The sequence below is a fragment of the Streptomyces yamdrokensis genome (assembly GCF_053890455.1).
Genome location: NZ_CM132679.1, coordinates 6,966,051 through 6,992,353 on the forward strand (window position 1 = coordinate 6,966,051; position 26,303 = coordinate 6,992,353).

Sequence of the window (26,303 nt, forward strand, 5' to 3'; positions counted from 1 at the left end):
GTGGCGACGAAGACCGCCGCCGCACGGCGCGCCGCCCCGCCACCCGCCGTCCGCCCGGTGAAGGCGGCGCCCCCGTCCGCAGGCCGGGGGCGCCGCCGCCTCGCCGACCAGGCGCACGCCTACGGCTTCCTCCTCGGCGGCCTCGTCTGCTTCGCCCTGTTCTCCTGGTACCCGGCGATCCGCGCCGTCGTGATCGCCTTCCAGCGGTACACGCCCGGCTCACCGCCCGAATGGGTCGGCACCGCCAACTTCACCCGCGTCCTGTCCGACCCCGAGTTCGGCGCGGCCTGGCGCAACACCCTCACCTTCACCCTGCTCGCCCTGCTGATCGGCTTCGCCGTCCCGTTCGTCCTCGCCCTCGTGCTGAACGAACTCCGGCACGCCAAGGCGTTCTTCCGCGTCGTGGTGTACCTGCCGGTGATGATCCCGCCGGTGGTCAGCGCCCTGCTGTGGAAGTGGTTCTACGACCCGGGCACCGGCCTGGCCAACGAGGCGCTGCGGTTTCTGCACCTGCCCACCTCGAACTGGTCCAACGGTGCCGACACCGCCCTGGTCTCCCTGGTGATCGTCGCCACCTGGGCCAACATGGGCGGCACCGTCCTGATCTACCTCGCCGCCCTCCAGTCCATCCCCGGCGAACTGTACGAAGCCGCCGAACTCGACGGCGCGAACCTGCTCCAGCGCATCCGGCACGTGACGGTCCCCCAGACCCGGTTCGTCATCCTTATGCTGATGCTACTTCAGATCATCGCCACCATGCAGGTGTTCACCGAACCGTTCGTGATCACCGGCGGCGGCCCGGAGAACTCCACCGTCACCGTCCTCTACCTCATCTACAAGTACGCCTTCCTCTACAACGACTTCGGCGGTGCCTGCGCGCTGAGCGTGATGCTCCTCGCCCTCCTCGGAGGATTCTCCGCCGTCTACCTCAGGCTCACCCGTTCCTCCCAGGAGGCGGCATGAGCAGCACCCGCACCCTCGTCTCCCCGGCCGTCCTGGCCCGCCCCCGAGGCCGGGCCGTCTACTGGACCGTGTTCACCGGCGTCCTTTTGACCTTCGCGCTGGCCTTCCTCTTCCCGGTCTACTGGATGGTCACCGGCGCGATGAAGTCCCCGGACGAGGTGGCGCGCACCCCGCCCGACCTCCTCCCGGACCGGTGGGGCACGAGCGGCTGGACCGACGCCTGGGAACTGATGCAGCTCCCCACCCACCTGTGGAACACGGTGGTGCAGGCGGCCGGCGCCTGGCTGTTCCAGCTGGTCTTCTGCACGGCCGCCGCCTACGCCCTGTCCAGACTGCGGCCCGCCTTCGGCAACGTGATCCTCGGCGGCATCCTCGCCACCCTCATGGTCCCCGCGCAGGCCCTGGTCGTCCCCAAGTACCTCGTCGTCGCCGACCTGCCGCTGATCCACACCAGCCTGCTCAACGACCCGCTCGCCATCTGGCTGCCCGCCGTCGCCAACGCCTTCAACCTCTACCTGCTCAAGCGGTTCTTCGACCAGCTGCCGAGGGACGTCCTCCAGGCCGCCGAGATCGACGGCGCCGGACGGCTGCGCGTCCTGTGGTCCATCGTGCTGCCCATGTCCCGGCCGGTGCTCGGTGTCGTGTCGATCTTCGCCCTGGTCGCGGTGTGGCAGGACTTCCTGTGGCCGCTGATGGTCTTCTCCGACACCGACAAGCAGCCGATCGGTGTGGCCCTGGTGCAGTTGTCGCAGAACGTCCAACTGACCGTCCTCATCGCCGCGATGGTGATCGCCAGCATTCCCATGGTCGCGTTGTTCCTCGTCTTCCAGCGGTACATCGTCGCCGGGATCGGCGCGGGCGGCACCAAGGGCTGACGCAGCGCACCGAGGGCCGACGCCGGACCTGTCCACCGAAGAGAAAGGCACGCACCGTGGGAGAGTCCGCCCCCGCCCGCAGCGACGACGACTGGTGGCGCTCCGCCGTCATCCACCAGGTGTACGTCCGCAGCTTCGCCGACGGCGACGGCGACGGCACCGGCGACCTCGCCGGAGTCCGCGCGAAACTGCCGTACCTCGCCGGACTCGGTGTCGACGCGCTGTGGTTCAACCCCTGGTACCTGTCCCCGATGAAGGACGGCGGCTACGACGTCGCCGACTACCGGACGGTCGACCCGGCCTTCGGCACCCTCGCCGAGGCGGAGAAACTCATCGCCGAGGCACGCGAACTCGGCATCCGCACGATCATCGACATCGTGCCCAACCACGTCTCCGACCAGCACGCCTGGTTCCGCGCAGCCCTGGCCGGCGGCCCCGAACGGGAGCTGTTCCACTTCCGGCCGGGCCGCGGCGAGAACGGCGAACTGCCGCCGAACAACTGGACGTCGGAGTTCGGCGGCCCCGCCTGGACCCGCCTTGCGGACGGTGACTGGTACCTCCACCTGTTCGCCCCCGAACAGCCCGACCTCAACTGGGCGCACCCCGCGGTCCGCCAGGAGCACGAGGACGTTCTGCGCTTCTGGTTCGAACGGGGGGTGGCCGGCGTCCGCATCGACTCCGCCGCCCTGCCGGCAAAGGACCCCCTGCTGCCGGACCTCGTCGAGGGCCGGGGCCCGCACCCGTACGTCGACCGGGACGAGCTCCACGACGTCTACCGGGCATGGCGGGCCGTCGCCGACGAGTACGGCGCCGTCTTCGTCGGCGAGGTCTGGCTGCCCGACGCGGAACGCTTCGCCCGCTATCTGCGCCCCGGCGAACTGCACACGGCGTTCAACTTCTCCTTCATGACCTGCCCCTGGGACCCGGCCCGGCTGCGGGCCTCCATCGACGAGACGCTCGCCGCGCACGCACCCGTCGGCGCACCCGCCACCTGGGTCCTGTGCAACCACGACGTGACCCGCACGGTCACCCGCTACGGCCGCTCGGACACCGGATTCGACTTCGCCACCAAGGCCTTCGGCACCCCGGCCGACCTGGCCCTCGGCACCCGCCGCGCCCGCGCCGCCGCCCTGCTGTCGCTGGCGCTTCCCGGCGCGGTCTACCTCTACCAGGGGGAGGAACTCGGCCTGCCCGAGGCGGAGGTGGCACCGGAACACATCCGGGATCCGATGCACGCCCGCTCCGGGGGCACCGACCCGGGACGCGACGGATGCAGGGTGCCGCTGCCGTGGGCGGCGCGGGAACCGTACGCGGGATTCGGGTCCCGGGGCACACCGTGGCTACCGCAGCCGGACGGCTGGGCCGTGTACGCGGTCGACCGGCAGCAGGACGACCCCGGCTCCATGCTCACCCTCTACCGTCGGGCGATCCGCCTGCGCCCCGCCTTCGGCACGGGCCCGCTCACCTGGCTCCCCGCCCCCGAAGGCGTCCTGGCCTTCGAGCGAGCCGACGGCGTGCGGTGCCTCGTCAACCTCGCCGACACCCCGGCCGACCTGCCCGAGCACGCCGGGATCCTGCTCGCCAGCGGGCCCCTCGACGCCGGGAACCGGCTGCCGGGGGACACGGCCGTCTGGCTCCGCACGCGGACGGCCCGGCCCGGGCCGACAGGACCTGGCGAACCGGAGGCGCGTCCTTCCTGAAGTCCACCGGGGTGTCCTCGGCCGCCGTCACCGCCCCGCGCTTCGCCGCCTGGATCTGTTCGTACACACGGGTCCGCAGCTCGGCGAAGCGCGGGGCGACCCGGGTGGTCGACTGGTCCCGTTCCCACGGCAGATCGACCTTCAGCTGCTCCTGGACCACCGTGGGGACGAACAGGACGGTCATCGACCGCTCCTGCCACGGCCGGCACACCAGGTCCTCGAGATCGGCCCGGGTCTGCGCGTCCACGGCGGCGAACGGCTCGTCCATCAGCGGTACATCGGGCTCGTACGCCAACGCCCCGGCGATCGGGACCCGTTGCCGCATGCCGCCGGACAGCTGCCAGGGATACGCCCCGGCGGCGTCCGCCGGGCCCACCGACTCCAGGGCGTCGGCGACCAGTTCCCCGCGCCGGGCCGCGCTCAGGCCCTTCCGCTTCAGCGGGAGTTCGACGTTCGCGCCGGCCCGCCTCCACGGGAAGAGACCGCGCCCGTACTCCTGGAAGACGAACGCCATCCCGGGCGGCGGTCCGTCGGTCTTCCGCCCGCCCGGCGTCACCTCGCCCGACGTCGGTGCGAGCAGTCCGCTCACGCACTTCGGCAGAGTCGTCCTGCCGCAGCCCGACGGGCCGACGAGACAGACCGGTTCACCCGCCCCGACCGTGAAGGTGAGATCGCGGCCCGCTTCGGTACGGCGCCCGGAACCCTCGTAGGCCTTCCGCAGGCCGCGTACGTCGAGCATGGACCCTCCTTTCCCGAGCCTCACGACGACCCCCTGGTGGCGTCGCGCAGGCCGTGGTACCAGGCGAGCACCCGCCGTTCGGCGAACCGGAACAGGACCGACAGGACGCACCTTCTGCTCCGGCGCCGGGCCCGCAGCCGTCCGGCCCGGTGCGGCGAGCGGGTGCTGTCGACGGCCCTTTCGGGGCGCCCGGCAGCCGGGCCGTCTGTCCGATGAGGCTCCTCGCGGCCTCTGCGGCCTTCGCGGCCCGGCGGCGAGGCCCCTGTCGCCGGGGCCGAGCGCGACGGGCCGGACGAGTCGCGTGCTCGGCTCCCGGACGACGGATACGCCACGGGGCGGCAGCGTAGCGCCCAGGGGGACGCGGACTCGGGCACCGGAGCGTACTCACGCCGGCCGAGCCGATGCGCCACCGGGGCGTTGTGCCACCGGGGCGCAGCCCACTGCGGGGCGGAGGGAAGGCGCAGTCGGCGCGGCGGCCGGTCTCCCCGCCGCCGACCTGCCGGGAGGGCCGGGGCGTTCTAGGGTGGACGGCACTGCGCCACACAGCGACCGGGAGCTCTCATGCGTCTGCCCATCGAACCCAGGCACGTGGCACCCCGTCTGGCCACGGGGGCGTTCATCCTCAACTCCGGACTGTCCAAGCGGGGCGCCGACGAGGAGACGGCAGCCCAGTTGCACGGGATGGCGAAGAACACCTATCCGTTCCTCGAGAAGGTGCGGCCCGCCGCCTTCTCCCGGCTGCTCTCCACCGGGGAGATCACGCTGGGCGCCGCCCTGCTGCTGCCCGTCGTCCCCACCGTCGTCGCCGGTGCCGGGCTGGCGGCGTTCTCGGCGGCGCTGCTGGGGATGTACCTGCGGACGCCGGGGATGCGTGAGGAAGGCAGCCTGCGGCCCACCCAGGAGGGCCTCGCACTGGCCAAGGACGTCTGGATGCTCGGGGTCGGGGTCGGATTCGTCGTCGACGAGGTGACGCGCGACAGGCGCTGACCGGGCCGGGGACCAGCGCTGGGCCCGGCCCCTGTCCGCGGCCCTGCCGTGCGGCCGTCTACGCCACGTCGGCCGGGTGGCCCTGTTCGGGCTGCCGATGCCGATGCCTGTGCCGGAGCCGGTGCTTCCGCCTGTGCCGTGGCCGGGGTGCGAGGCCGGCGGGTTCCGATGACGCCGCCGGTCCCGGACGCAGGGTGAGGACCGTGGCCCCGGAGCAATCGGTCCCGGAGCGATCGGTCCCGGGGTGAGCGGCCTCGGGGTGAGCGGCCTCGGAGCGACCCGGCACGGGCAAGTCCGCCGCGGTGTGCACTCCGGTGTGCTCGCCGGGGTGCGGGCGCGGGGCCGCCCGGGTCAGGAGGAGCACGCCCCATGACGCGAGTGCCGCGCCGGTCAGTGCGAGCAGCACCCCCGCCGGACCGCCCCGGAACCTCTCGCCGAGCAGGCAGAGTCCGATCACCGCGGCGGCCACGGGGTTCGCCAGGGTCACCACCGCGAGCGGGGCGCCCAGCCCGCTGCGGTACGCGGTCTGGGACAGCAGCAGCCCGCCGGCCGCGAACACCGCGACGAGCAGGGCCACCCCGACCATCCGGACGTCCGGCAGCGGGCCCGAGCGGTCCGTCACGGCCGCCGTCACGGACTGGGTGAGCGCCGACGCCACCCCGGAGGCGATGCCCGACGCGGTCGCGTGCCGCAGTCCGGGCCGGGCGCCGGGCCGCGACAGTACGCCGATCAGAGCGGCCGTGGCGCCCGCGACCAGCAGCGCCTCGGACACGGACAGTGTGCCGTCCGGTGCCGGCTCCGACGCGGTGGCCAGGATCGCCGCGAGACCGGCCAGGGTGAACGCGGTGCCCCGCCACTCGGCGCGCCCCACCCGCCGCCCCGCGATCCACGCCCCCGTGGGCACGGCCACGACCAGCGTGAGCGCGCCGAGGGGCTGGACCACGGTCAGCGGGCCGTACGCGAGCGCCACGACGTGCAGCAGCGCGCCCGCGGCGTTCAGCGCGACCGTCCACCACCAGGCGCCGGTGCCCAGCAGCCGCAGGGCACCGGCGCCGGGGGACCGTGACGCCAGCCGTTCCTGCGCGACCGCGGCGGCCGCGTAGGCGACGGCGGAGACGAGGGACAGGGCGACGGCGACGAGGACCGCGCTCATCGGCGCACCCCCGCGAGTTCCTCGTCCACGGCCCTCGCCTCGTCCGCCGCGCCCGCCGCACCCGCCGCACCCGCCGCACCCTTTTTGTCTCTTTGCGTCGGCACCGCCGGCGTCCGGCGGGCCCGGTGGGGGAGGCGCAGGGCCGCGAGGGCGACGCCCAGCAGCACGGCCGCCGCGATCGCGTCCAGCCAGAAGTGGTTCGCCGTACCGACGATCACCAGCAGCGTCAGCAGCGGATGCAGCAGCCACAGCCACCGCCACCGTGAGCGGGTGGCGACCACCAGGCCGATCGCCACCATCAGCGCCCAGCCGAAATGCAGCGACGGCATCGCCGCGAACTGGTTCGACAACGTGTCGGTCCGCGGAGGCCCGTAGACCGAGGGCCCGTACACCCGCGCGGTGTCCACCAGGCCGGTGGCGGCGAGCATCCGGGGCGGCGCGAGCGGGAACGCCAGATGCAGCACCAGGGCGGCGGCGGTGACCGCGGCAAGTACCCCTCGCGCCCACACGTAGTGGACCGGACGGCGCAGGAAGAGCCAGATCAGAAAGGCGGCGGTGGCCGGGAAGTGGACGGCCGCGTAGTAGGTGTTCGCGAGGTGCACCAGGCCGTCGCCGTGCAGCAGCAGGGACTGCACCGCTCCCTCGCCGGGCAGGTGAAGTGCCCGTTCCAGCTCCCACACGTCGTGCCCGTTGCGGAGGGCCGCCTCGGAGTGGCCCGTCGCCAGCCGACGGCCGAACTTGTAGACGAGGAAGAGCCCCACCACGAGCAGGAGCTCGCGGAGGAGGGGCGGACGCGCCGACGCACCGGACGCCGCCGACGCACCGGACGCCGACGGCGGACCGGGCCCCGCCGGTGGCGGCTCGCTCGGTGGCTCGCTGCGGGCATTCATCCCCCGGCCCTTTCGCCGACGCTGGTTCTGTGGTGGTGCCGGTGGCACTGGTGGTTCCGGATCGCGCTGCGGTGCCGAGCCTCAGCGGTACGAATTCGATTCGACACGCAATCGTACCGATACGAAGTCGTACCGATACGCGAGTGTACCGATACGGTACCGTTCCGGTACACTCGCGTATCGATGGGTGGGGGACGCGGGCCCGCCGGGAGCCGGCACCCCGGAGGACCCACCCCCAGGACGAGGAGCCGAGCCGATGACGTCGCAGGCCGCGGACCGGCCGGAACCGGTCGGCAGTTCGCGCCGCTCCAAGATCACGCCCGAGCGTGAGCGGGAGTTCTTCGACGCGGTCCTGGAACAGATCCGCCAGTGCGGCTACGACGCCGTCACCATGGAGGGGGTCGCCGCCCGGACACGGTGCAGCAAGTCCACGCTGTACCGGCAGTGGCAGACCAAGCCCCGGTTCGTCGCCGCGGCCCTGCGGTCCAGCGGGCAGGCGCGCTTCGCCGGCATCGACACCGGCACCCTCGCCGGGGACCTGCGCGAGGCCGCCCGGAGCGCGGGCGCGTGGTCGGCGAAGGACACCTCGCTGTTACAGGCACTCGGGCACGCGGTCACGCAGGACCCGGAGCTGGCGCAGGCCCTGCGCGAAGCGCTGGTCGAACCGGAGATCGTCGCACTGAGGGCGATCGTGCGACGCGGGGTCGAACGCGGTGAGGTCCCCGCGGACAACCCGGCACTGGCGTACGTCCCGGCCCAGTTCTTCGGCGTGCTGCGGGTGCGGCCCCTCCTGGAGGAGGACGCGGACCCGGACTACCTGCTCGGGTTCGTGGAGGCCGCCGTACTGCCGGCACTCGGCCTCGAATGAGACCAGGGCCGCCGTTCCCGGATGACCGGGCGGCGACCCGGCCGCGCCGCACCGTGGGGACGGGGGCGGCGCGCACCACCGGCCGGGTGGGGCTCCCCCCGAGCGGAGGGGAACCCCACCCGGCCGTCGTTCCGGTGGGCGGACGGCGCGGCGCAGGGTGGCGGGCTCAGACGTCCTGGCCGTTGCCGCCGCCGCCGCTGCCCTCCGCCTCTTCTATGCCCTCGGCGATGTCGTCGAGGACGGACTGCTTCTGGTCGGTGTCCACACCGAAGCGGACCACGACGATCTGCTCCGGCTGTGCGGGGGAGGGGAAGGCCAGCGACTGGACGTACCCGTCGGAGCCCTTGCTGGTGACCGCCTTCCAGCGCACCAGGTAGCCCTTCTGCCCGGCGACGGTCACCGCCTTCGACTCGAGGACCTCGTGCGAGCTGATCCTCCCGTAGGAATCGCCGCCGTACGACTCCTCGGCGTTGGCGGAGATGTCCGCCTTGGCGACCTCCTCCGCGGTGGAGCCGCGGGTGCCGAGGGCCAGTGCCGGTGCCGAGTACGCGCCGCCCTTGGTGCAGGTGCTGGAGGTGTCGCCGGGGCAGTCGTACGTGTCCTCCGACATGATCTGGGCGCCCACCTGGCCCTCCTGGCCGTACCAGCCGTCCGGGATGGGCAGGCTGATCCCGCTCAGCCCGTCGGTCACCGACCCGCTCTCGATCCGCGGCGGCTGTGAGGTGTCCGGTCCGGGGCCCTCCTCGCCCTCCTCCCCCGGACCGCCCTTTGGAGCACGCTCCGTGCCCCCGCCCGGCCCGCCGTCCCGTCCGTCCGGTGCCTGCGAGGCGGTGGAGCTGTCGCTCCCGCCGTCGTCGGTCAGCGCGTACACGCCGATCCCGATGCTCGCCAGCACCGCGACGGCCGCCGCCACGGCGATCCCGATGCGCAGCCCGCGCCCTCGGCCGGAGCCCGGGCCGGACTGCACGACCCCGGGATACCCGGGATGCGCCGGGTACGCGGGGTACGCCGGCCGGGTCGGCTGGTCCGGCTGGTTCGGATACGCCGGTCCGGCCGCCGTACCCGGGGCCGGAGGGCCCCAGGCGGGCGCCGATCCCGTCGGCCTGACCTGGTCCGTCCAGGCGGTGCCGTCCCACCAGCGCTCGGTGGCCGGTCCGTCATTCGTCTGCCCGGGGTCGGGATACCACCCGGGAGGAGTCGCCTGCGTCATGCCCCCACCGTATGAGGCGTCGGTGAAAGAGGGATGAGAGAGGTCCGTATATCCGGGGTTCCGGGGTTCCACGGGCCCGGGCGGGCCCACGCGTGCGCGCCCGTGCGTGTCCGCGCGTGTCCGTGGGCGCGCGTGTCCGTGGGCGCGCGGGTCCGGTCGGGCGGGCGGCCGGACGTCCGAACCCCCAAAACCCGGCCCGGGGAGCCTCGTCCCGGGGCCCCGCCCTGCCTCCCGCCCTTGTCGAAACAACCCGACGCCCCGTCATTTTCCTTTCCGGTGAACGGCGTTGACTGTCGGGCCCTGGTGAGCGGTAGGGCGCGTCGACCTCTGTACCCGCTGTCCCCCATCACGGCAAGAGCCCGGCCGGTACCGCTCCGTCGGGGCCGTCGGAGGGCTACGCTCGACGCCTGTACGTCGTTCGGGCGACTTGGGGAGGTAGCGGGATGACGGAGGTACGGCCCATGGCATCGGCCTCGGCCTCTCTCTGGGAGCGGGAGGAGGAGGTCGCCGCCATCACCGCGATGGTCGACGCCCTGTGCGCGGACCGGTCCTCGCCCGGCAGCCTGCTGGTGCTGCGGGGCGAGGCGGGACTCGGCAAGACCGCGCTGCTCGCCGAGACCCGGCGTATCGCCGAACAACGCGGCTGCACCGTGTGGTCGGCCCGCGGCGGCGAGACCCTGCGCACCGTCCCGTTCCACGTCGTACGCCAGCTCCTCCAGCCCGCGCTGGTGTCGATGGTGCCGGAAGAGGCCCGCGAGTACCTCGGCGACTGGTACGACATCGCCGGCCCCGCCCTCGGCATAGCCGAGCCCGGCGGCCGCCACGCCGACCCGCAGGGCGTCTGCGAGGGCCTGGTCGCCGCCGTGCGCCGGCTGGCCCGCCGGGACTGGCCGCTGGTGCTGACGATCGACGACGCCCACTGGGTCGACCAGGAGACCCTGTACTGGCTCTCCGTCTTCGCGCAAAGCCTGCCGGACCTGCCCGTTCTCGTCGTGGTCGCCCGCCGGCCCGGCGAGATCTCCGGGGTGAGCGCCCGCCACCTGGAAGCCGTCGCCGAGGCGGCCGCGCATCCCGTCACCGTCCTCAGCGCGCTGACCCCGCCCGCCGCGGCCGGCCTCACCCGCGCCACCCTCGGTGAGAACGCGGACGCCGCGTTCTGCCGCGAGGTGTGGGCCGTCACCGGCGGCAACCCCTACGACACCGTCGAACTGCTCGCCAAGGTCCGGGACAGTGCACTCGAACCCGTCGAGGCGTACGCCGGTGAACTGCGCGAACTGAACCGCTCCGCCCGCGGCGGAGGACTCGTCGCCCGGCTGGAGGAACTCGGCATAGACGCCACCCGGTTCGCCTGGGCCGCCGCGATCCTCGGCAGCGACATCACCGTCGGTCTGGTGGCCGAGCTCGCCACCCTCGAGCACGCCGACGCCGTCCGCTGCGCCGAACGCCTGCGCACCGCCCGTATCCTCACCGCACCCGACCCCGGGACCGGCCGCAGCGGAGCCGCCGACCTCGAGTTCGTCCACCCGCTGATCGCCACCGCCGTCTACAACTCCATCCCCGACGCGCTGCGCCGCGCCATGCACGGCATAGCCGCCCGGATCGTCACCGACTCCGGACGCGGCGCCGCGGCCGCCTCCCGCCACCTCCTCGAAGTGCACCCGGACGACGACGAGGAACTCGTCCGGCAACTGCGGGACGCCGCCGGTGAACACCTCGCCGTCGGCGCCCCGGACGCCGCCCGCCGCTGCCTGGAGCGTGCCCTGGAGGAACCACCCCGCCCCGAGGTCCACGCGCGCGTGCTCTACGAGTTGGGCTGCGCGACCTTCCTCACCGCGCCCGCCCGGACCATCGGCCATCTGCGGACCGCGCTCGGCATGTCCGGCCTCGACGGGGACGCGCGGGTGGACGCCGTGGTCCGGCTCTCCCAGGCGCTGATGCACAACAACCAGATGGAGGAGGCCGTCCGCACCGTCGAGGCGGAGGCCGCGCGGCTGGAGCCCGGCCCCGCCCGGATGCGGCTGCAGGCCGTGCAGTTCATGTGGGAGGGCATCCACGCCGGCGAGGCCACCGCCCCCGGCCGTTCCGAACGCCTCGCCGCCCTCGCCGCCACCTGCACCGGCCGGGACAACGCCGAACGCGCGCTGCTCATTCTGCGTGGCTTCGACGCCATGATGCGCGGCGAGAACGCCGAGGAGGTCGCCGAGATCAGCGACCGCGCCCTCGTCGACGGCCGTCTCGCGCCCGGCCTCGGCTGGACCGACGCCGAGTGGGGCGTCGAACTGCTCCTGATGCTCGCCAGCACGTACGCCTACACCGACCGCCTCGACCGCGCCGAGAGCCTCTACACCGAGGCCCTGCGCTCCTACGAGTCGGCCGGCTGGAGCGGTGGCCACCTGGCCCTCGCCCACGCCTACGTCGGTCTCGCACACCGCAGGCGGGGCCGCCTCGCGGCGGCGGAGAAGTCGCTGCGCGAATCCCTGCGCCTGGCCGAACGCGTGGGCCGCGGCCTGCCCCTGTACTGGACGGCGACCTGCAACCTGGTCGACACCCTGCTCGTCCGCGGCCATGTGGAGGAGGCATGGGAGGTCGCCGAACGGCACGGGTTCACGCCTCCCTACCCGTCCACCATCGTGCTGCCCGACCCCCGTTCGGTGCGCGGCAGGCTGCTGCTCGCGGTCGGCCGTACGAAGGACGGCATCAACGAACTGGAGGCCGCGGAGAAGGCGGCGGTCTCCCGCGGCCACCGCAACCCCGTCCACGTCTTCTGGGCCGCCGACCTCGCACGTGCCCTCGCCGCCCAGGACCCGGCCCGTGCCGTCCGGCTCGCCGTCGAGTACCGCCGCCAGGCCGAGCGCTTCGGCACGGACACCGCCATGGGGGAGGCCCTGCGCTGCGCCGCCGCCCTGGAGACCGGCCAGCGGGCGGTGCGGCTCGCCGCGCAGGCCGTCGCCCACCTGGAATCCTCGCCCTGCCAGTACGAACACGCGGCGGCCCGCGTCGAGTACGGCATCCTCGCCCGCTCGCGGACCGACCTGGAGCGGGCCCTGGCCCTCGCGCGCTCCTGCGGCGCGGACGGCCTGGCCGCCCGCGCGGAGGCCGGACTGGCCGTACTCACCGGCCGGCCGGCGACAGCGGCCCGGGCCGCGACCCCGCCAGGGGAGCCGGGGCACCGGCCCCGGTGACCCCCGGGCAGGCAGCCGAGGGGAGCCGCCTTTCTCGGCCACCGAACGGCGCGCGCTCGCGGACGGGGCGACCAGTGGCGGGAGCCGGCCTGCCCGGGGCCCCGGTCGGGCCGCAAGACCGCGCCCCGACCGGCGACGATCCACGGCGTCACGGCTGCGGCGGACGGACCCGGGCCGACGTCGCCCGCGAAAGCTGCGGGCCGTCAGCGCGTTCGTCGCGGTGCGGCTGCCGTGGTCCGCGCCCGCGGACCACGCCCTGGGGGAGGTGCGCCGGGCCGCCGGAGACGGGGACCGGCGCCGGGAGTCCGGGCGCGCCTCGGCTCCAAAGGCTCCTCGGCCCGGCCCGCTCACCGGCCCCTCGACGGCCCGAGCCCGGACCACCCGCCCGCCGGTGGTCCGTCGTGTCCCGCCCCGTCCCGGACCCACCCCTCACCGCCGCGCACGCTCCCTCCCGGTGCCCACCGGCCCGGCGGCGGGTCACGACGCTCCGCCGGACTCCTCCGCCCCCGCCCCCGCCCCCGCTTCCGTCTCCGCCAGTACTCGCTGGGCCGTGGCGAACGCAGAGTTGGCCGCCGGGACTCCGCAGTACACCGCCGTCTGCAGCAGGACGGCCCCGATCTCCTCGGGGGTGAGGCCGTTGCGGCGTGCCGCGCGGACGTGCATGGCCAGCTCGTCGTAGTGGCCGTGCGCGACCAGGGCGGTGAGCGTGATCATGCTGCGTTCGCGGCGGCTGAGCGTCGGGTCGGTCCACACCTCGCCCCAGGCGTAGCGCGAGATGAAGTCCTGGAACCGCGCGGTGAACGGCGTCTGCCGTGCCTGGGCCCGGTCCACGTGCGCGTCCCCGAGGACCTCGCGCCGTACCCGCATCCCGCTCGCCGCGTCCCCGCCGAAGTGCGCCCGCAGTGCCGTCAGCACCGCCTCCGGACGCTGTGCCGGCGCCAGATGCGAGGCCCCCGGGATCTCCACGAGCCCCGATCCGGGTACCGCGTCGGCGATCTCGCGCAGATGCGCCGGGGGCGTCGCCGGGTCCTCCCGGCCGGCCACCAGCAGCGTCGGCGCCCCGATCTCGGCGAGGCGGTCCCGCAGATCGAACGCGGCCAGCGCGTCGCAGCAGGCGGCATACGCCCCGGGATCGGCGTCCCGGTGGTCACGGACCAGCTCGGGCACCGTGAAACCGGGCGTGAACCAGCGGGAGTCCGCGCTTTGAGCGAGCCCCGCCAGGCCCTCGCTCCGCACCAGCGCCGCCCGCTCCTCCCACGCCTTCGCACCGTCGAAGTGCGCCGAGGAACAGATCACGGCCAGCGACGACACCCGCTGCGGATACCGTACGGCCAGCTCCAGACCCACCGCGCCCCCCACCGACACCCCCGCGTAGGCGAACCGCCCGATGCCGAGCGAGTCGGCGAGCGCGATCACCAGATCCGCGAGATCGCCGACCCTCGCGCCGGGGCCGATCAGCCCGGCCGCCGAACCGCCGTGCCCCGGCAGGTCCCAGCGGACCACCCGGTGCGTGACCGACAGCTCGGGCGCCACCTTGTCCCACAGGGCGTACGACGTGCCCAGCGAGGGGCCGAGCAGCAGCGGGGGAGCGGAACCGGATCCTTCGACAAGGTGGTTGAGGAGAGGGTCGGTCACGAGCGCTCCAGTGCACGGTCGGTGAGAGGCCCGGCGGAGCCGGTGTAACGGGCGGGATCGGTCGCGGCGGTGAGGTCGAAGCTCCTCCACTCCGGACGCTCCGCCAACTCTGGTTCCGCGGACAGAAGTCCGTCGAGCATCTCGCCGAGCAGCGCTCCGAGGCCGCGGCCCTCCGCGTACGCGCGCCGCGCCAGACCGGTGAGCAGTTCCTTCGCCCGACCGCGCCCGAGGACGGGCGCCAGCTCGGCGGACAGCCGTTCGGAGACGATCAACCCGTGGGTCAGGTCCAGGTGTTCGCGCATGACGTCCGCGTGCACCCGGAGCCCTTCGGTGAGTTCTGCGGCGTGGTGGGCCGCGCCGCCGGCCAGGCGCAGCAGTTCCCGCAGCGGCTCCCACTCGGCGTGCCAGGCCCCGGCCGGCCGTTCGTCCTCGGCCACCAGCGAGCCGTACAGTGTGGCCGCGAGCTGCGGGGCCTGCCGGGCCGCCGCCGCGATCAGCGTCGAACGCACCGGGTTGGCCTTGTGCGGCATGGCCGAGGACCCGCCGCCGCTGCCCTCGGAGACCTCGGCGATCTCGGTGCGGGAGTACGTGAGCACGTCCGCCGCGAGCTTGCCCAGCGCTCCGGCGGTGAAGGCGAGAGCGCCGGCGAGGTCGGCGACCGGGGTGCGCAGCGTGTGCCAGGGAAGAGCGGGCGGGCACAGCCCCAGCTCCCGGGCGTAGAGAGCGGGAAGCCCGGTCGGATTTGTCGCCCCGTACGCCGTGAACGCGGCCAGTGTTCCTGCCGCGCCGCCGAGCTGGGCGGGAAGCGTGACGCGTACGGCCGTCGCCCGGTCGCGTGCGTCGAGCACCAGGGAGCGCCACCCGGCGGCCTTCAGTCCGAACGTCGTGGGTACCGCGTGCTGGGTCAGCGTCCGACCCGGCAGCACCGTGTCGCGGTGCTCGGCGGCGAGGCCGGACAGCGCCCGCTGAGCACGGTCGAGGTCGTCGAGAAGCGGACCGAGGGCGCGGTGGGCCACCAGCATCAGCGCGGTGTCCATGATGTCCTGGCTGGTGGCACCCCGGTGCACATAGGAGCCGTAGGGCTCGCCCACCGCCCCGGTCAGATCCGCGACCAGCGGGATCACCGGGTTCCCGCCGCTTCGCGCCCGCCCGGCGAGAGAGGCGAGGTCGAAGCGCCCGGGGTCGGCGGCCGCCTCCGTTACCGCCGCGCCGGCCCCGGCGGGGGCGAGCCCGGCGGCCGCCTGCGCCCGGGTCAGCGCGGCCTCGGCGTCGAGCAGTGCCCGCAGCACGGCGCCGTCATCGGCCTCGGCGGCGGCCGGTGAACCGGCCCACCCGGGGGCGAGCAGGCCGGTGCCGGCATCGGCTGATGTCACGTGAACTCCAAGAAGACCGTTTCACCCTCGCCCTGGAGGCGGACGTCGAAACGGTATGTCCCCCGCCCCTCGTCCGCCGCGACCAGCGTGGCGCGGCGCTCCGTGTCGAGCCGGGACAGCAGCGGGTCCGCCGCGAGTGCCGCCTCGTCGCCCGGCAGGTGGATCCGGGTGAACAGATGCGTCAGCAGGCCCCGCGCGAACACGCACAGACTGAGGTACGGAGCGTGCCGCCCCCGTGCCCCCGGCCGCAGCGTGCGCACGTACCAGTGGCCGTCGGTGTCGGTCTGGATCCGGCCGAAGCCGGTGAACTCCACCCCGTTGCGGCCCAGGAAGTCGCCGCTCGCCGGGTCCCGCCGCATCGAGCCGTCGGCGGTCGCCAGGTTGCCCCGGGGGTCCGGCCCCCACACTTCCAGCAGCGCGTCCGGCAGCGGGTCGCCCTCGCCGTCGTACACGTAGCCGTGCACGGTGACGGTGTCCGGGTGGCCGAGCGGCGCTATGTCCTCGCCGCCGCGGAACGGCAGCGCGTACCCGTAGAAGGGGCCCACGGTGTGCGAGGGGGTGGGCAGCACGCTCTCCGGACTGCCCGTGTCGATCTTCGTCATGCCGGTCGGTGCCCTTCTTCCGTCCAGGTGGCCCGCGGCCCGTCGAGCACGATGTCCCAGTGGTAGCCGAGGGAGAACTCCGGCACCGACAGACCGTGGTCGTAGGTCGCCACCAGCCGCTGACGGGCCGCGTCGTCGGTCACCGACTGCAGGATCGGGTCGTAGGGGAACAGCGGGTCGTTCGGGAAGTACATCTGCGTCACCAGCCGCTGGGTGAAGGCGCTGCCGAAGACGGAGAAGTGGATGTGCGCCGGACGCCACGCGTTGACGTGGTTGCGCCACGGATAAGGACCCGGCTGAATGGTCGTGAAGCGGTAGAAGCCGTCGGCGTCGGTGAGGGTGCGGCCGGCGCCGGTGAAGTTCGGGTCCAACGGGGCGTCGTGCTGCTCCCGCTGATGGGCGTACCGTCCGGCCGAGTTGGCCTGCCAGACCTCCACCAGCTGACCGCGCACGGGACGCCCGTCCCGATCGAGGAGCCGCCCGGAGACGGTGATCCGCTCGCCGACGGGCTCGCCGGTGTGCTGCCGGGTGAGGTCGTTGTCGGTCTCGGTGACGTCACGTTCCCCCCAGGCGGGGGAGGACAGCTCCACCAGCTCCGGGTCCCTGGTGGCGTCGACCGCGATCGCCGGCTGCCGGGGGTGGCGCAGCACCGACGAGCGGTACGGCCGGTAGTCGCGGCGCGGATGGTGCTCGACGGGGGCGCCGCCCGCCACCCGTTTCCCGTACGCGGCGTGCTCGGCCGCGATCTCCTGGTCGATGTCGTGCTGGGTGAGAACGTTCGTCACAGAGGCCACCACCTTTATTAGTCAGGGCACTGAGTATTTTCATAACAACTCCTTCACGCTGCCACCGCTGGGTGGGGGCGTCAATACCTTCGTCCAACCTGCGCTGATGTCGTCATGTGTCGCAGACAAGGCCGGCCGTGCACGGGTATTGTTCAGTGCACCGACGAATCGGCGGAATCGGCAGTGAGGGGCGTACATGGCCGCGGTGGACCTCACCACGCATCCCGGGCACCTGGCCCGGCGGCTCCAGCAGGCGCACCACCTGCTGTGGAACACGATGGTGTCCGAGGAGATCACCTCCCCGCAGTTCGCGGTCCTCAACGCGCTCGTCGCCGAGCCGGGCCTGGACCAGCGGACCGTGGGGGAGCGGGTCGGTCTCGACCGGTCCACCATCGCCGAGGTGATCGGCCGGCTCATCCGGCGGGAACTGCTCGGCAAGGTCCGTGACCCGCAGGACGGCCGCCGCTTCCTGCTCCGGCTCACGGACGACGGCCTGCGCACCCACCGCAGGCTGACGGTGCGCACCGCCCGGATGAACCAGGTCTTCCTGGGCCCGCTGGACGCCGACGAGCAGGCCGCCTTCTTCGGGCTGATCCGGCGGGTGGCGGACGCGGCCGAAGGGCTGCGCCGTCCCGGCGAGCCGGCGGCTCGGTGACCCGGTGAGCCCGCCGGCCGCGTCCGTGCCGGTCAGGAGGCCTCCGCGTAGACCACCCACACCTGCCCCTGCGCGAAGTTCACCGGAGCGCCGTCCCTTGTCGTGAACGCGGTGCCGTCCGAGGCGTCCGGGCGGTTCCAGCGGATGTCGTGGGCGCGCCCGTCGCGCAGCACGGTGGCCGTTCCGGAGCCCACCGTCTCGGTGTACGGCGTGTTGTTGCCCCGGGAGTCGTGATAGCCGGACGGGCGGACGGTCACGTACTGCACGACGACGGTCGCGGGCGCCACCGGCTCGCCCCGCGCCGTGACCGTGGGGGTGCCGTCCATGGATACCAGCCAGCGGTCCCGGGCGCCGGACCAGGTGAAGGTGAAGCGGGCCGCCGGATAGCGCACCGTACGCGTGCTCTCGGGTTCGCCGCCCGCGGGCGGCGGGCCGTCGCGGAAGCCGGTGGTCAGCGAGGCCCGGCCGGGCGGGCCGTCCATGAACCGCCGGGGCTGGAGGTAGAGGTTGTGCGGGGCGGACCGGGTGGCGCCCCGGACGTAGACGTCCGCCCCCGCGTCGGACGTCCCGGGCGTCAGGGGCTCCAGCGGAGCCCGGTCGAGCAGCGGCAGCAGCCTGCCCTGAGCCCCGGAGAACGCCAGAACCGGCCGGTCGAACTGGCGCAGCAGCTCCAGGTCGGCCTCCCGGGCGCTGCGCACCGGTCCGACGGACTCGGGCAGCCGGGTGGCGTAGACCGCCATCAGCCGGCTCAGACCGCCCTCGACCTGCTCCACGTACACCACGTCCGCAGACTCCAGACCCGTCTGGGGGCGGGCCGCGGGAGCGTTGTCGATCTTCACCGCGAGGACCGGCGGGCGGCCGCCCCCTTCGGTGCCCTCCGTTCCGGTGCCCTCCGTCCCGCCCGGTCGCGTGGTGCGGGGCGATCCGCGTCCGTCGTCGCCCGGACCGTCCGACGCGGTGCAGCCGGCCGCCAGACCGGCCGCCAGCAGCGTCGCCAGCAGCGCTCTCGCCGTCGCGACGCGCCGTGTGCGTGCTCTTCGTCCCGTGCCCACCGTCGCCACCCTGCCTGCCCCACGTCATCGGTTGTCTCGATTGTGCGCTTTTCTGATCGTCGGTGGACAGGTCTGATCAATGGTGTTCCCGCGCGGTGGCTTCCGCCGATCGGCTCAGCGGGGCGCGGTTCGGTGTGGAGCGCACGGGTACCCGGAGCCCGCCGTACGGACGGCGCACCGGCCACGACGACGCAGGGAGCAGGCGGCGATGAAGGCAGTGACCTGGCAGGGAAAGAGGGACGTCCGGGTGGAGGAGGTGCCCGACCCGCGGATCGAGGAACCGACGGACGCCGTCATCCGCGTCACGTCCACCGGACTGTGCGGCTCCGATCTGCACCTCTACGAGGTGCTCACCCCGTTCATGACCCCCGGCGACATCCTCGGCCACGAGCCCATGGGCATCGTCGAGGAGGTCGGCGCCGGGGTGCCGGACCTCCAGGCCGGTGACCGCGTCGTCGTGCCGTTCCAGATCGCCTGCGGCAACTGCTGGATGTGCCTCACGGGTCTGCCCACCCAGTGCGAGACCACCCAGGTCAGCGCCGAGGGCATGGGCGCGGCCCTGTTCGGCTACACCCGCCTCTACGGCGCGGTACCGGGGGGCCAGGCCGAGTACCTGCGGGTCCCGCAGGCCCAGTACGGCCCGATCAAGGTCCCCGAGGGGCCGTCCGACGACCGGTTCGTCTACCTCTCCGACGTGCTGCCCACCGCCTGGCAGGCGGTGGCCTACGCCGACGTCCCGAAGGGCGGCAGCATCGCCGTGCTCGGCCTCGGTCCCATCGGCGACATGGCCTGCCGGATCGCCCGGCTCAAGGGAGCCGGCCGGGTCTTCGGCGTGGACCTGGTCCCGGAACGGCTGCGCCGGGCCCGCGAACGGGGCGTGGAGACCTTCGACCTGCGCTCCTTCGCCGACGAGAAGGAACTCGTCGGCGCGATCCGCGACCAGACCGACGGCCGCGGCCCCGACGCCGTGATCGACGCCGTCGGCACCGAGGCACACGGCAGCGCGGCGGCCCGCATGGTGCAGAACGCCGCGGCGCTGCTGCCCCGGAAACTCGGCGGCCCCCTGGCCGAACGCTTCAGCGTCGACCGGCTCGCCGCCCTGTACACCGCGATCGACCTGGTGCGCCGCGGCGGCACCGTCTCGGTCTCCGGCATCTACGGCGGCTCGGCGGACCCCATGCCCCTGCTCACCATGTTCGACAAGCAGATCCAGCTGCGCATGGGGCAGGCGAACGTGCGCCGCTGGAGCGACGAGATCATCCCCCACCTCACGGACGACGACCCCCTCGGCGTCGAGGACTTCGCCACCCACCGCCTGCCGCTGTCGGAGGCGCCCCGGGCCTACGACATGTTCCAGCGCAAGCGGGACGGCGCGGTCAAGATCCTCATGCAGCCGTAGCCGTAGCCGTAGCCGTAGCCGTAGCCGCAGCCGCAGCCGCCCGCTTCGCCGGACTCCGCGATCCGCCGTACCCGCCCGAGTCCCCGAAGACGCCGGACGAACCCCGTCGGGCACGGCCGGGCCGGGTCGGGAAGCCCGGGCCCGCGGCTTCCCGACCCGGCGCGCCGAATCACCCTCACGGGTACATCAGCGCTGTGTCACGGCAGTTCCCTGATCCGGACGTCCCGGTACGAGACCACGTCGGTGGTGCCGTGGACCTGGAGTCCGATGTGGCCGGAGGCGAACCGCCGCCCGTCCGTGCCCGGGTCGTCCGAGCGCGGCGGGGCGAAGTCCTGACCGCCGGTGTTGTCGAACTCGTTGATGAGCACGCCGTTGCGGAAGACCGAGTAGTGCTGGCCCTCCACCCGGATCTCGTAGTCGTTCCAGGTGCCCTTCTGCGTCACACCGGCGCCTGCCAGGCCCACCCGGTCGAAGCCGTAGACCGAGCCCGTCTTGTACATGTCGCCGGTGGGTGAGTCGAACACCTGTATCTCGTGCCCGTACTTGATGGCGACCCACTCCGGCCGGGTCTCCTCCGGGTGGTCGTGGACCTGCGGGAACCGCACGAACACACCGGAGTTGGCGTGCCCGGTGCCCGGGGCGTCGTCACGCCACTGCAGCTTCAGCGAGAAGTCGCCGTACTTGCGCTCGGGGAACCACAGCATGCCGAGCCCGGACTTCGTGGTGCCGGAGGTGATCGATCCGTCCGGGTTCAGCGCGAACGAACCACCGCCCACCTGCTGCCACTTGGCGAACGCCTCCGCACTGCCGTCGAGGATCTTGCGGTAGCCGTCGGTCCGGCCCGGCTCGCCGATCCCGGACTGGCGGGCCGCCTGGTTGACGGCCCGGAGCTCACGCCGGTCGATGACCCCTTCCTTCCTCAGCTCGTCCAGCACGCTCCTCACGTGCTTCAGGAACAGCGCGCTGGACGTCCACTCCTTCTCGTCCTCGATCAACTCACCGATCCTGCACCGGTTGTTGGTGACCCGGTTGGGCACGCCCGAGTCGACCTCGCCGACGACCACCGTCAGCCGTTCGTCGTACTCGGGGCAGGGCGGCGCGGGTACCTGGCCGGTCACGACGGTGAAGCTCACCGTGAGCGGCGCGGAGGTGTTGCCCGCCTTGTCGCTCGCCCGGTACGCGACGGTGTGCCTGCCCGCCCGGTCGACGACGACGGGCTCCGTGTACGCCAGGTAGGGCCCGGAGTCGAGCGAGTACTCGATGGACGCGACGCCGGAACCGTGGGCGTCGGTGGCGCTGACGGTCACCTTCGCGCTGCCGACGTACGCCCCGTCGGAGTTCTTCGCACCCTCGACGTCCACGCCCGTCACCGGCGGGGTGGTGTCCTGCGGGGGCGCGGTGACGACGGTGAACCCGACGCTCTTGACCGCCGAGACGTTGCCCGCCCTGTCGGTGGCGCGGTACCGCACGGTGTGGGTGCCGACCTGATGCACCATCACCGGGCCGCCGTACGCCTGCCAGGCACCGTCGGCGCCGAGCGCGTACTCGATGGTGTTCACCCCGGAGCCCGTGTCGGAGGCGCTGACGGTGACGGTCGCCATGTCGATGTAGGCACCGTCGGCGTTCTTCTCGCCGTCCACCGTCGCCGAGGTCTCCGGCGCGGTGGTGTCGTCCGTCGGCGGGGGGACGACGGTGAACCCGACGCTCTTGACCGCCGAGACGTTGCCCGCCCTGTCCAGCGCGCGGTAGCGCACCGTGTGCGTGCCGACCTGGTCGACGACCACCGGCGCGGTGTACGGCTGCCAGGCGCCGTCGACGCCGATCGCGTACTCGATCCGGTCGACGCCCGAGCCCTCGTCGGTGGCCTCGACGACGACGCTCGCCGCACCGACGTAGGCGCCCTCGGCGTTCCGCGTGCCGGTCACCGCGGCCGTCGCCTCGGGTGCCGTGGTGTCCTCGCCGCTGCCCTCGGTCACCACCAGGATGCCCTGCATCGCACCGTGGCCGGGGATCGTGCAGTGGTAGAAGTAGCGGCCCGGGGTGAGCGTGACCTCGGCGGTGTGCCGGCCGCCCCGGGCGTCACCGGGGTTGGCCAGGATGTTCAGCTGGACGTCGTCGTTGAACTCGGGGTCCGACGTGGCGAACGTCAACGTGTGCGGCATACCGGTGGTGTTGCCGGTGGCCACACTGTTCTCGAAGACGATCGTCGCCGGACCGGCCACCGCGGTCGCCGGTGCGGTGAGGTACTTGTCGATGTCGTTGCCCGCGGTCCAGGTGAGCACCTGGTCCGCCGCGGCCCCGGCCTTCCCCGTCCGCCCGGCCTCCGGCTCGCCGGCCGCGGAGACGCTCTGCAGGCCGAGCATCATGAGGAGGGTGGCCAGCAGGGCCGCCCAGACTCTTCGTTGCCTGTGCATCACTGGTTTCACTCGGCCTTCCTCGCCAGCTGACCGGCGGCCGGGGTCGGGCCGCCGCCCGTGTAGGTGACCCGCCACAGAGCGGACTTGGAGTCCGAGGTGAAGAAACCGCGGCCGTAGTCGAGGACGTACAGCGCGCCGTCCGGACCGAACTTCCAGTCCATCAGGTTCTTGATGCCGTCGTTGCCGACCGGCACGATCTTCTTCAGCGACTCCGAGTGCACCGGCAGTCCGCCGTCGCCCTGCGTCTTCGGGTTCATGAGCACCGCGTTGCGCGGCTGGTCGGCGTCGTAGAAGTCGCCGACGAACCACTTGCCGTCCCAGTAGGCCGGCCACTTGGTGTCGCTGCCGCTCGCCTCGTCGAAGCGGTAGACGGGCCCGTTCATCGCGGCCTGGCCGCCGCCCTTGAGCCAGGGCAGCCGGTAGGAGGCCTCGTCCTGACTGTAGGACGGGACGCCGTTCTCGTCCCGGGGGAAGTCCGGGGCGCCGCCCTGCGGCGAGTACCAGATGTTGTTGCCGGTCACCGGCGGCAGATTGACCAGACCGTCGTTGTTCGGCGACTCGTTCTTCGGGTTGTCGCAGTCGTACCAGCCAAGGGGCCGCGACGGGTCGGGAAGGTTCCGGTCCCGGTAGGGCTGGTTGTTGCCCATGCAGTACGGCCAGCCGCGGTTGGACGCCTTCGTGATCGCGGCGAAGGTGTCGTACTTGGCCGGGCCCCAGGTCGTCGACGGCTGGCCGGCGTCCGGGCCGACCCAGCCGGCGTAGAGGACGTCGGTCGCCGGGTCGACCGAGATGCGCGCCGGGTTGCGCACACCCATCACATAGATCTCGCCGCGTGTCTTGCCGCCGCCCTCGGCGCTCTCCTCGCCGGTGAACAGGTTGCCCTCGGGGAGGGTGTACGTGCCGTCCGGTTCCGGGTGGATGCGCAGGATCTTGCCGTTGAGGTTGTTGGTGTTGCCCGCGGTGCGGCGCGCGTCCGCGAAGGAGACGCCCTTGTAGTTCGGCTCGGGGTTGTTGCCCGAGTAACCGCCACTGAAGCCACTGGAGTTGTTGTCACCGGTGGCGATGTACAGGTTGCCCTCGGAGTCCCAGGCCAGCCCGCCGCCGGAGTGGCAGCAGCTGTGGATCTGCACCGGCCAGTCGAGCAGGACCTTCTCGCTGGCCAGGTCCAGCTTGCCGGTGGACTCGTCGAACGTGAAGCGGGAGACCCGCCGGTCGGCCATGCGCTTGTCGCGGTCGATCTCCGAGTGGGGCGTGTAGTGCAGGTACACCCACCCGTTCCGCTCGAACCGCGGGTCCAGCTCGATGCCGAGCAGCCCCTCCTCGACCTTGACCAGTTCGTCACCGCCGCCCTTGTTGCCGAAGACGGTGAGCGCCCCGGCGAGCGTGACCTTCCCGGTCCCCGGGTCGTAGACGTGGATCTCGCCCGTGCCCTTGCCGATGTCCGGGTCGTTCCAGTCGGTGACCACGGGCCGCGAGGAGTCGGCGCCGCCGCGGCCGATGTAGAAGACGCGGCCGTCGGGGGCGGTGACCAGTCCGTGCGGCTCACCGATCTGGTCGCTTCGACCCGGCTGGTTGGGCCGGGTCAGCCGCTCGGCCTCGTAGTTGCCGTTGATCGTCGCCTTGCAGTCGGCCTGCGCCAGCCGGCTGGTCCACAGCAGGGCGCCGCGCAGATGGTCGCGGAAGTCGGTCTCGTCGTACGACGACACCGTGCCGCCCATGCCGGTGTAGAAGGACCGGCCGCCGTCGTAGTCGCGGCACCAGCTCACGGGGTGGTCGGCGCCGCCCGCGCCGGTCCCCGGCCGGTAGCTCGACTCGCGGACCCTGGCGACGGTGTGCACCTCGCCGGACGGGTTCCTCTCCCAGTTCAGCCACTTGTCGGGCCGCTTCCACTCCTGCGGCAGGCTCTTGGTCGCCGGGTGCCGCCGGTCGCCGACCTCGACGGTCGCCCGCTGGACGTCCGTGGGGCCGGACGCGGCAGGGCGGGCGCCGATGAGACCGGTGAACCAGTCCGAGTACGGTTCCGCGCGGGCCGCGTCATGAATGCCGACGAATCCGCCGCCGGCCTCCATGTAGGCCTCCAGGCCCGCCTCCTGGGCCGGGTCGAGGACATCTCCGCCGCCGGTGAGGAAGACGACCGCGTTGAAGCGGCTCAGCCTGGTGTCGTTGGTGAACACCGAGGCGTTGTCCGTCGCCGTGACCGCGAACCGCTGGTTCTGCGGACCGGACAGCCCGATCCTCTCGATCGCCTCGATCCCGGCGTTCACCAGCGGCGACTCGTCGCCGGCCGCGGCGGAACCGTGGAACAGCAGCACCCGTACGTTCGCGCCGCCCGGGGGCGACTTGATCGACATCGTTGTCAGGGCCGGGTCGGGAGCCGGGCGCGCGGTGGCGGCGGGACCCGACAGCAGTCCGGCGGCGACGACCCCGGCGGCGACGGTCGCCGCCCAGGCCCTTCGCCCGGTTCTGGTCTCTCTCGTGCTTCTCGTGCTCAACCCGTGCAAGCGCATGGGTCCTTGATGCGATGTGAACCGCACGTGGCCACCCACCCCTCCTCGGTCGCAGCAACAGCGTCAAGGAAGCTAGACCTCTTTGCGTCACACGCCAATACCTATGGCCGCAATGAAACGAACTTTGTCCTGAGTGTGGATGAACGGAAGGGCGGCCGGTACGGTTTCCCAGGCTCATGACAGTCAACTCACGGCTGTCGCACCGTCATCGTGCTCACACCTCTCAACCATCGGCACCATCACGTTCCGTACCAGTAGGAGGAGTTCGGCATGGACAGACGCTGCTTCAACCGGCGGGTGCTGCTGGGTGGCGCTGTCGCCGCGACATCGTTGTCCCTGGGATCCTCCGAGGCGGTGAGCGCTCCGACACCGGCGAAGACCGCGCCCGCCGGCGGCGAGGTGAGACGCGTCAAGCTGTACGCCGAGCGACTCGACGGCGGGAAGATGGGCTACGGCCTGGAAAAGGGCAAGGCGTCCGTCCCCGGCCCGCTGATCGAGCTCAACGAGGGCGACACGCTGCACATCGAGTTCGAGAACACCATGGACGTACCGGTGAGCCTGCACGTCCACGGCCTGGACTACGAGATCTCCAGCGACGGCACCAAGATGAACCGCAGCGACGTCGCGCCCGGCGGCACGCGCACCTACACCTGGCGCACCCACAAGCCCGGACGGCGCCCGGACGGGACCTGGCGGTCGGGCAGTGCCGGCTACTGGCACTACCACGACCACGTCGTCGGTACGGACCACGGCACCGGCGGCATCCGCAACGGCCTGTACGGCGGGGTGATCGTGCGGCGCAAGGGGGACGTCCTGCCGGACCGCACGCACACGATCGTCTTCAACGACATGACGATCAACAACAGGCCCGCCCACACCGGCCCCGACCTCGAGGCCACCGTCGGCGACCGCGTGGAGATCGTCATGATCACGCACGGCGAGTACTACCACACCTTCCACATGCACGGTCACCGCTGGGCCGACAACCGCACCGGCATGCTCACCGGACCCGACGACCCGAGCCAGGTCGTCGACAACAAGATCGTCGGCCCCGCGGACTCCTTCGGCTTCCAGATCATCGCGGGGGAGGGGGTGGGGGCGGGCGCCTGGATGTACCACTGCCACGTCCAGAGCCACTCCGACATGGGCATGACCGGAATGTTCCTGGTGAAGAAGCCGGACGGCACGATCCCCGGCTACGACCCGCACGAACACGACCACGGCCAGGAGCCCGACCCCGAGGAGAGCGGGAGCGGGGAACACGAGCACTGACGGGGTTCGGGGCACGGGCGCCGAGGGACACGCGGCCAC

19 protein-coding genes and 1 pseudogene are annotated in these 26,303 nt (G+C 72.7%); 9 read left to right on the forward strand and 11 right to left on the reverse strand.

The annotated features are described in order from the left end of the window. The 3 genes from ACWZEH_RS30770 to ACWZEH_RS30780 are packed head-to-tail and all read left to right on the forward strand — an operon-like array spanning window position 1 to window position 3,538. Complete coding sequence (locus ACWZEH_RS30770) at window positions 1-963, forward strand: carbohydrate ABC transporter permease (protein ID WP_456194330.1); 963 nt, start codon at window positions 1-3, stop codon at window positions 961-963. Further along, window positions 960-1,838: a carbohydrate ABC transporter permease gene (locus tag ACWZEH_RS30775; protein WP_456194331.1), complete on the forward strand. Its 879-nt coding sequence runs from the start codon at window positions 960-962 to the stop codon at window positions 1,836-1,838. Before ACWZEH_RS30770 ends, ACWZEH_RS30775 begins: the two co-directional genes overlap by 4 nt. A 56-nt stretch (window positions 1,839-1,894) precedes the next feature. After that, on the forward strand, window positions 1,895-3,538 hold the full coding sequence (locus tag ACWZEH_RS30780) for a glycoside hydrolase family 13 protein (protein WP_456194332.1): 1,644 nt from the start codon (window positions 1,895-1,897) through the stop codon (window positions 3,536-3,538). Here the strand turns inward: ACWZEH_RS30780 and ACWZEH_RS30785 are convergent. Next, a pseudogene (locus ACWZEH_RS30785) lies at window positions 3,522-4,277 on the reverse strand (ABC transporter ATP-binding protein); the annotation flags it as partial. The gene ACWZEH_RS30780 and the pseudogene ACWZEH_RS30785 sit on opposite strands and share 17 nt — an antisense overlap. Before the next feature lie 561 nt (window positions 4,278-4,838). On the opposite strand from ACWZEH_RS30785, the gene ACWZEH_RS30790 reads away from it, so the two are divergent. Beyond that, the gene (locus ACWZEH_RS30790; RefSeq protein WP_456194333.1) at window positions 4,839-5,264 is read left to right on the forward strand and encodes a hypothetical protein; all 426 of its coding nucleotides are present in this window, start codon (window positions 4,839-4,841) and stop codon (window positions 5,262-5,264) included. Window positions 5,265-5,322: 58 nt separating this feature from the next. Here ACWZEH_RS30790 and ACWZEH_RS30795 read toward each other — a convergent pair whose 3' ends face one another. Together ACWZEH_RS30795 and ACWZEH_RS30800 are read right to left on the reverse strand one after the other, a co-directional pair. Next, on the reverse strand, window positions 5,323-6,417 hold the full coding sequence (locus ACWZEH_RS30795) for a DMT family protein (protein WP_456194334.1): 1,095 nt from the start codon (window positions 6,415-6,417) through the stop codon (window positions 5,323-5,325). Then, entirely contained in the window at window positions 6,414-7,307 is an 894-nt protein-coding gene (locus ACWZEH_RS30800) for a phosphatase PAP2 family protein (protein WP_456194335.1), read from the reverse strand. The genes ACWZEH_RS30795 and ACWZEH_RS30800 overlap by 4 nt, the downstream gene beginning before the upstream one ends. Window positions 7,308-7,563: 256 nt before the next feature. Between ACWZEH_RS30800 and ACWZEH_RS30805 the strand changes: the two genes are divergently transcribed. Next, the gene (locus ACWZEH_RS30805; protein WP_456194336.1) at window positions 7,564-8,175 is read left to right on the forward strand and encodes a TetR/AcrR family transcriptional regulator; all 612 of its coding nucleotides are present in this window, start codon (window positions 7,564-7,566) and stop codon (window positions 8,173-8,175) included. A 166-nt stretch (window positions 8,176-8,341) separates the two neighbouring features. On the opposite strand, the gene ACWZEH_RS30810 is transcribed toward ACWZEH_RS30805, so the two are convergent. After that, a complete protein-coding gene (locus ACWZEH_RS30810) occupies window positions 8,342-9,385 on the reverse strand; it encodes a DUF2510 domain-containing protein (protein WP_456194337.1) in 1,044 nt (347 codons plus the stop codon). Between the two features lie 443 nt (window positions 9,386-9,828). Between ACWZEH_RS30810 and ACWZEH_RS30815 the strand changes: the two genes are divergently transcribed. After that, window positions 9,829-12,567: an ATP-binding protein gene (locus ACWZEH_RS30815; RefSeq protein ID WP_456194338.1), complete on the forward strand. Its 2,739-nt coding sequence runs from the start codon at window positions 9,829-9,831 to the stop codon at window positions 12,565-12,567. 477 nt (window positions 12,568-13,044) lie between these two features. On the opposite strand, the gene pcaDC is transcribed toward ACWZEH_RS30815, so the two are convergent. Genes pcaDC through pcaH form a run of 4 tightly spaced genes read right to left on the reverse strand, consistent with a single transcriptional unit; the run spans window position 13,045 to window position 16,962 of the window. Continuing rightward, window positions 13,045-14,202, reverse strand: coding sequence for a bifunctional 3-oxoadipate enol-lactonase/4-carboxymuconolactone decarboxylase PcaDC (gene pcaDC / locus ACWZEH_RS30820; protein WP_456194339.1), 1,158 nt, complete (start codon window positions 14,200-14,202; stop codon window positions 13,045-13,047). Continuing rightward, a complete protein-coding gene (pcaB, locus tag ACWZEH_RS30825; RefSeq protein ID WP_456194340.1) occupies window positions 14,199-15,575 on the reverse strand; it encodes a 3-carboxy-cis,cis-muconate cycloisomerase in 1,377 nt (458 codons plus the stop codon). Before pcaB ends, pcaDC begins: the two co-directional genes overlap by 4 nt. Then, complete coding sequence (gene pcaG, locus ACWZEH_RS30830) at window positions 15,572-16,177, reverse strand: protocatechuate 3,4-dioxygenase subunit alpha (protein WP_456194341.1); 606 nt, start codon at window positions 16,175-16,177, stop codon at window positions 15,572-15,574. Before pcaG ends, pcaB begins: the two co-directional genes overlap by 4 nt. Further along, the gene (gene pcaH, locus ACWZEH_RS30835; RefSeq protein ID WP_456194342.1) at window positions 16,174-16,962 is read right to left on the reverse strand and encodes a protocatechuate 3,4-dioxygenase subunit beta; all 789 of its coding nucleotides are present in this window, start codon (window positions 16,960-16,962) and stop codon (window positions 16,174-16,176) included. Before pcaH ends, pcaG begins: the two co-directional genes overlap by 4 nt. Window positions 16,963-17,158: 196 nt before the next feature. Here pcaH and ACWZEH_RS30840 point away from each other — a divergent pair, with 196 nt between their 5' ends. Further along, on the forward strand, window positions 17,159-17,617 hold the full coding sequence (locus tag ACWZEH_RS30840; protein WP_456194343.1) for a MarR family winged helix-turn-helix transcriptional regulator: 459 nt from the start codon (window positions 17,159-17,161) through the stop codon (window positions 17,615-17,617). A 32-nt stretch (window positions 17,618-17,649) separates the two neighbouring features. On the opposite strand, the gene ACWZEH_RS30845 is transcribed toward ACWZEH_RS30840, so the two are convergent. Further along, window positions 17,650-18,678, reverse strand: coding sequence for a DUF3048 domain-containing protein (locus tag ACWZEH_RS30845; RefSeq protein ID WP_456194344.1), 1,029 nt, complete (start codon window positions 18,676-18,678; stop codon window positions 17,650-17,652). A 199-nt stretch (window positions 18,679-18,877) separates the two neighbouring features. On the opposite strand from ACWZEH_RS30845, the gene ACWZEH_RS30850 reads away from it, so the two are divergent. Then, window positions 18,878-20,068 carry a zinc-dependent alcohol dehydrogenase gene (locus ACWZEH_RS30850; protein WP_456194345.1) on the forward strand — a complete coding sequence of 397 codons (1,191 nt, stop codon included), beginning with the start codon at window positions 18,878-18,880 and terminating at the stop codon, window positions 20,066-20,068. Window positions 20,069-20,265: 197 nt separating this feature from the next. Here the strand turns inward: ACWZEH_RS30850 and ACWZEH_RS30855 are convergent, their stop codons facing one another. Beyond that, entirely contained in the window at window positions 20,266-22,482 is a 2,217-nt protein-coding gene (locus ACWZEH_RS30855; RefSeq protein ID WP_456199925.1) for an OmpL47-type beta-barrel domain-containing protein, read from the reverse strand. An 8-nt stretch (window positions 22,483-22,490) separates the two neighbouring features. Then, window positions 22,491-24,992, reverse strand: coding sequence for a ThuA domain-containing protein (locus ACWZEH_RS30860; protein ID WP_456194346.1), 2,502 nt, complete (start codon window positions 24,990-24,992; stop codon window positions 22,491-22,493). Window positions 24,993-25,262: 270 nt separating this feature from the next. On the opposite strand from ACWZEH_RS30860, the gene ACWZEH_RS30865 reads away from it, so the two are divergent. Next, window positions 25,263-26,264, forward strand: coding sequence for a multicopper oxidase domain-containing protein (locus ACWZEH_RS30865; RefSeq protein ID WP_456194347.1), 1,002 nt, complete (start codon window positions 25,263-25,265; stop codon window positions 26,262-26,264). Window positions 26,265-26,303: the final 39 nt, after the last annotated feature.

Excerpts from the sequence above, each read along its gene's own strand:
- ACWZEH_RS30800 (WP_456194335.1), bottom strand. The coding sequence starts at position 7,307 with ATGAATGCCCGCAGCGAGCCACCGAGCGAGCCGCCACCGGCGGGGCCC.
- ACWZEH_RS30855 (WP_456199925.1), bottom strand. The coding sequence starts at position 22,482 with ATGCACAGGCAACGAAGAGTCTGGGCGGCCCTGCTGGCCACCCTCCTC.
- pcaG (WP_456194341.1), bottom strand. The coding sequence starts at position 16,177 with ATGACGAAGATCGACACGGGCAGTCCGGAGAGCGTGCTGCCCACCCCC.
- ACWZEH_RS30795 (WP_456194334.1), bottom strand. The coding sequence starts at position 6,417 with ATGAGCGCGGTCCTCGTCGCCGTCGCCCTGTCCCTCGTCTCCGCCGTC.
- ACWZEH_RS30860 (WP_456194346.1), bottom strand. The coding sequence starts at position 24,992 with ATGCGCTTGCACGGGTTGAGCACGAGAAGCACGAGAGAGACCAGAACC.
- ACWZEH_RS30790 (WP_456194333.1), top strand. The coding sequence starts at position 4,839 with ATGCGTCTGCCCATCGAACCCAGGCACGTGGCACCCCGTCTGGCCACG.
- ACWZEH_RS30865 (WP_456194347.1), top strand. The coding sequence starts at position 25,263 with ATGGACAGACGCTGCTTCAACCGGCGGGTGCTGCTGGGTGGCGCTGTC.
- ACWZEH_RS30850 (WP_456194345.1), top strand. The coding sequence starts at position 18,878 with ATGAAGGCAGTGACCTGGCAGGGAAAGAGGGACGTCCGGGTGGAGGAG.
- ACWZEH_RS30840 (WP_456194343.1), top strand. The coding sequence starts at position 17,159 with ATGGCCGCGGTGGACCTCACCACGCATCCCGGGCACCTGGCCCGGCGG.
- ACWZEH_RS30810 (WP_456194337.1), bottom strand. The coding sequence starts at position 9,385 with ATGACGCAGGCGACTCCTCCCGGGTGGTATCCCGACCCCGGGCAGACG.
- ACWZEH_RS30815 (WP_456194338.1), top strand. The coding sequence starts at position 9,829 with ATGACGGAGGTACGGCCCATGGCATCGGCCTCGGCCTCTCTCTGGGAG.
- ACWZEH_RS30805 (WP_456194336.1), top strand. The coding sequence starts at position 7,564 with ATGACGTCGCAGGCCGCGGACCGGCCGGAACCGGTCGGCAGTTCGCGC.
- ACWZEH_RS30775 (WP_456194331.1), top strand. The coding sequence starts at position 960 with ATGAGCAGCACCCGCACCCTCGTCTCCCCGGCCGTCCTGGCCCGCCCC.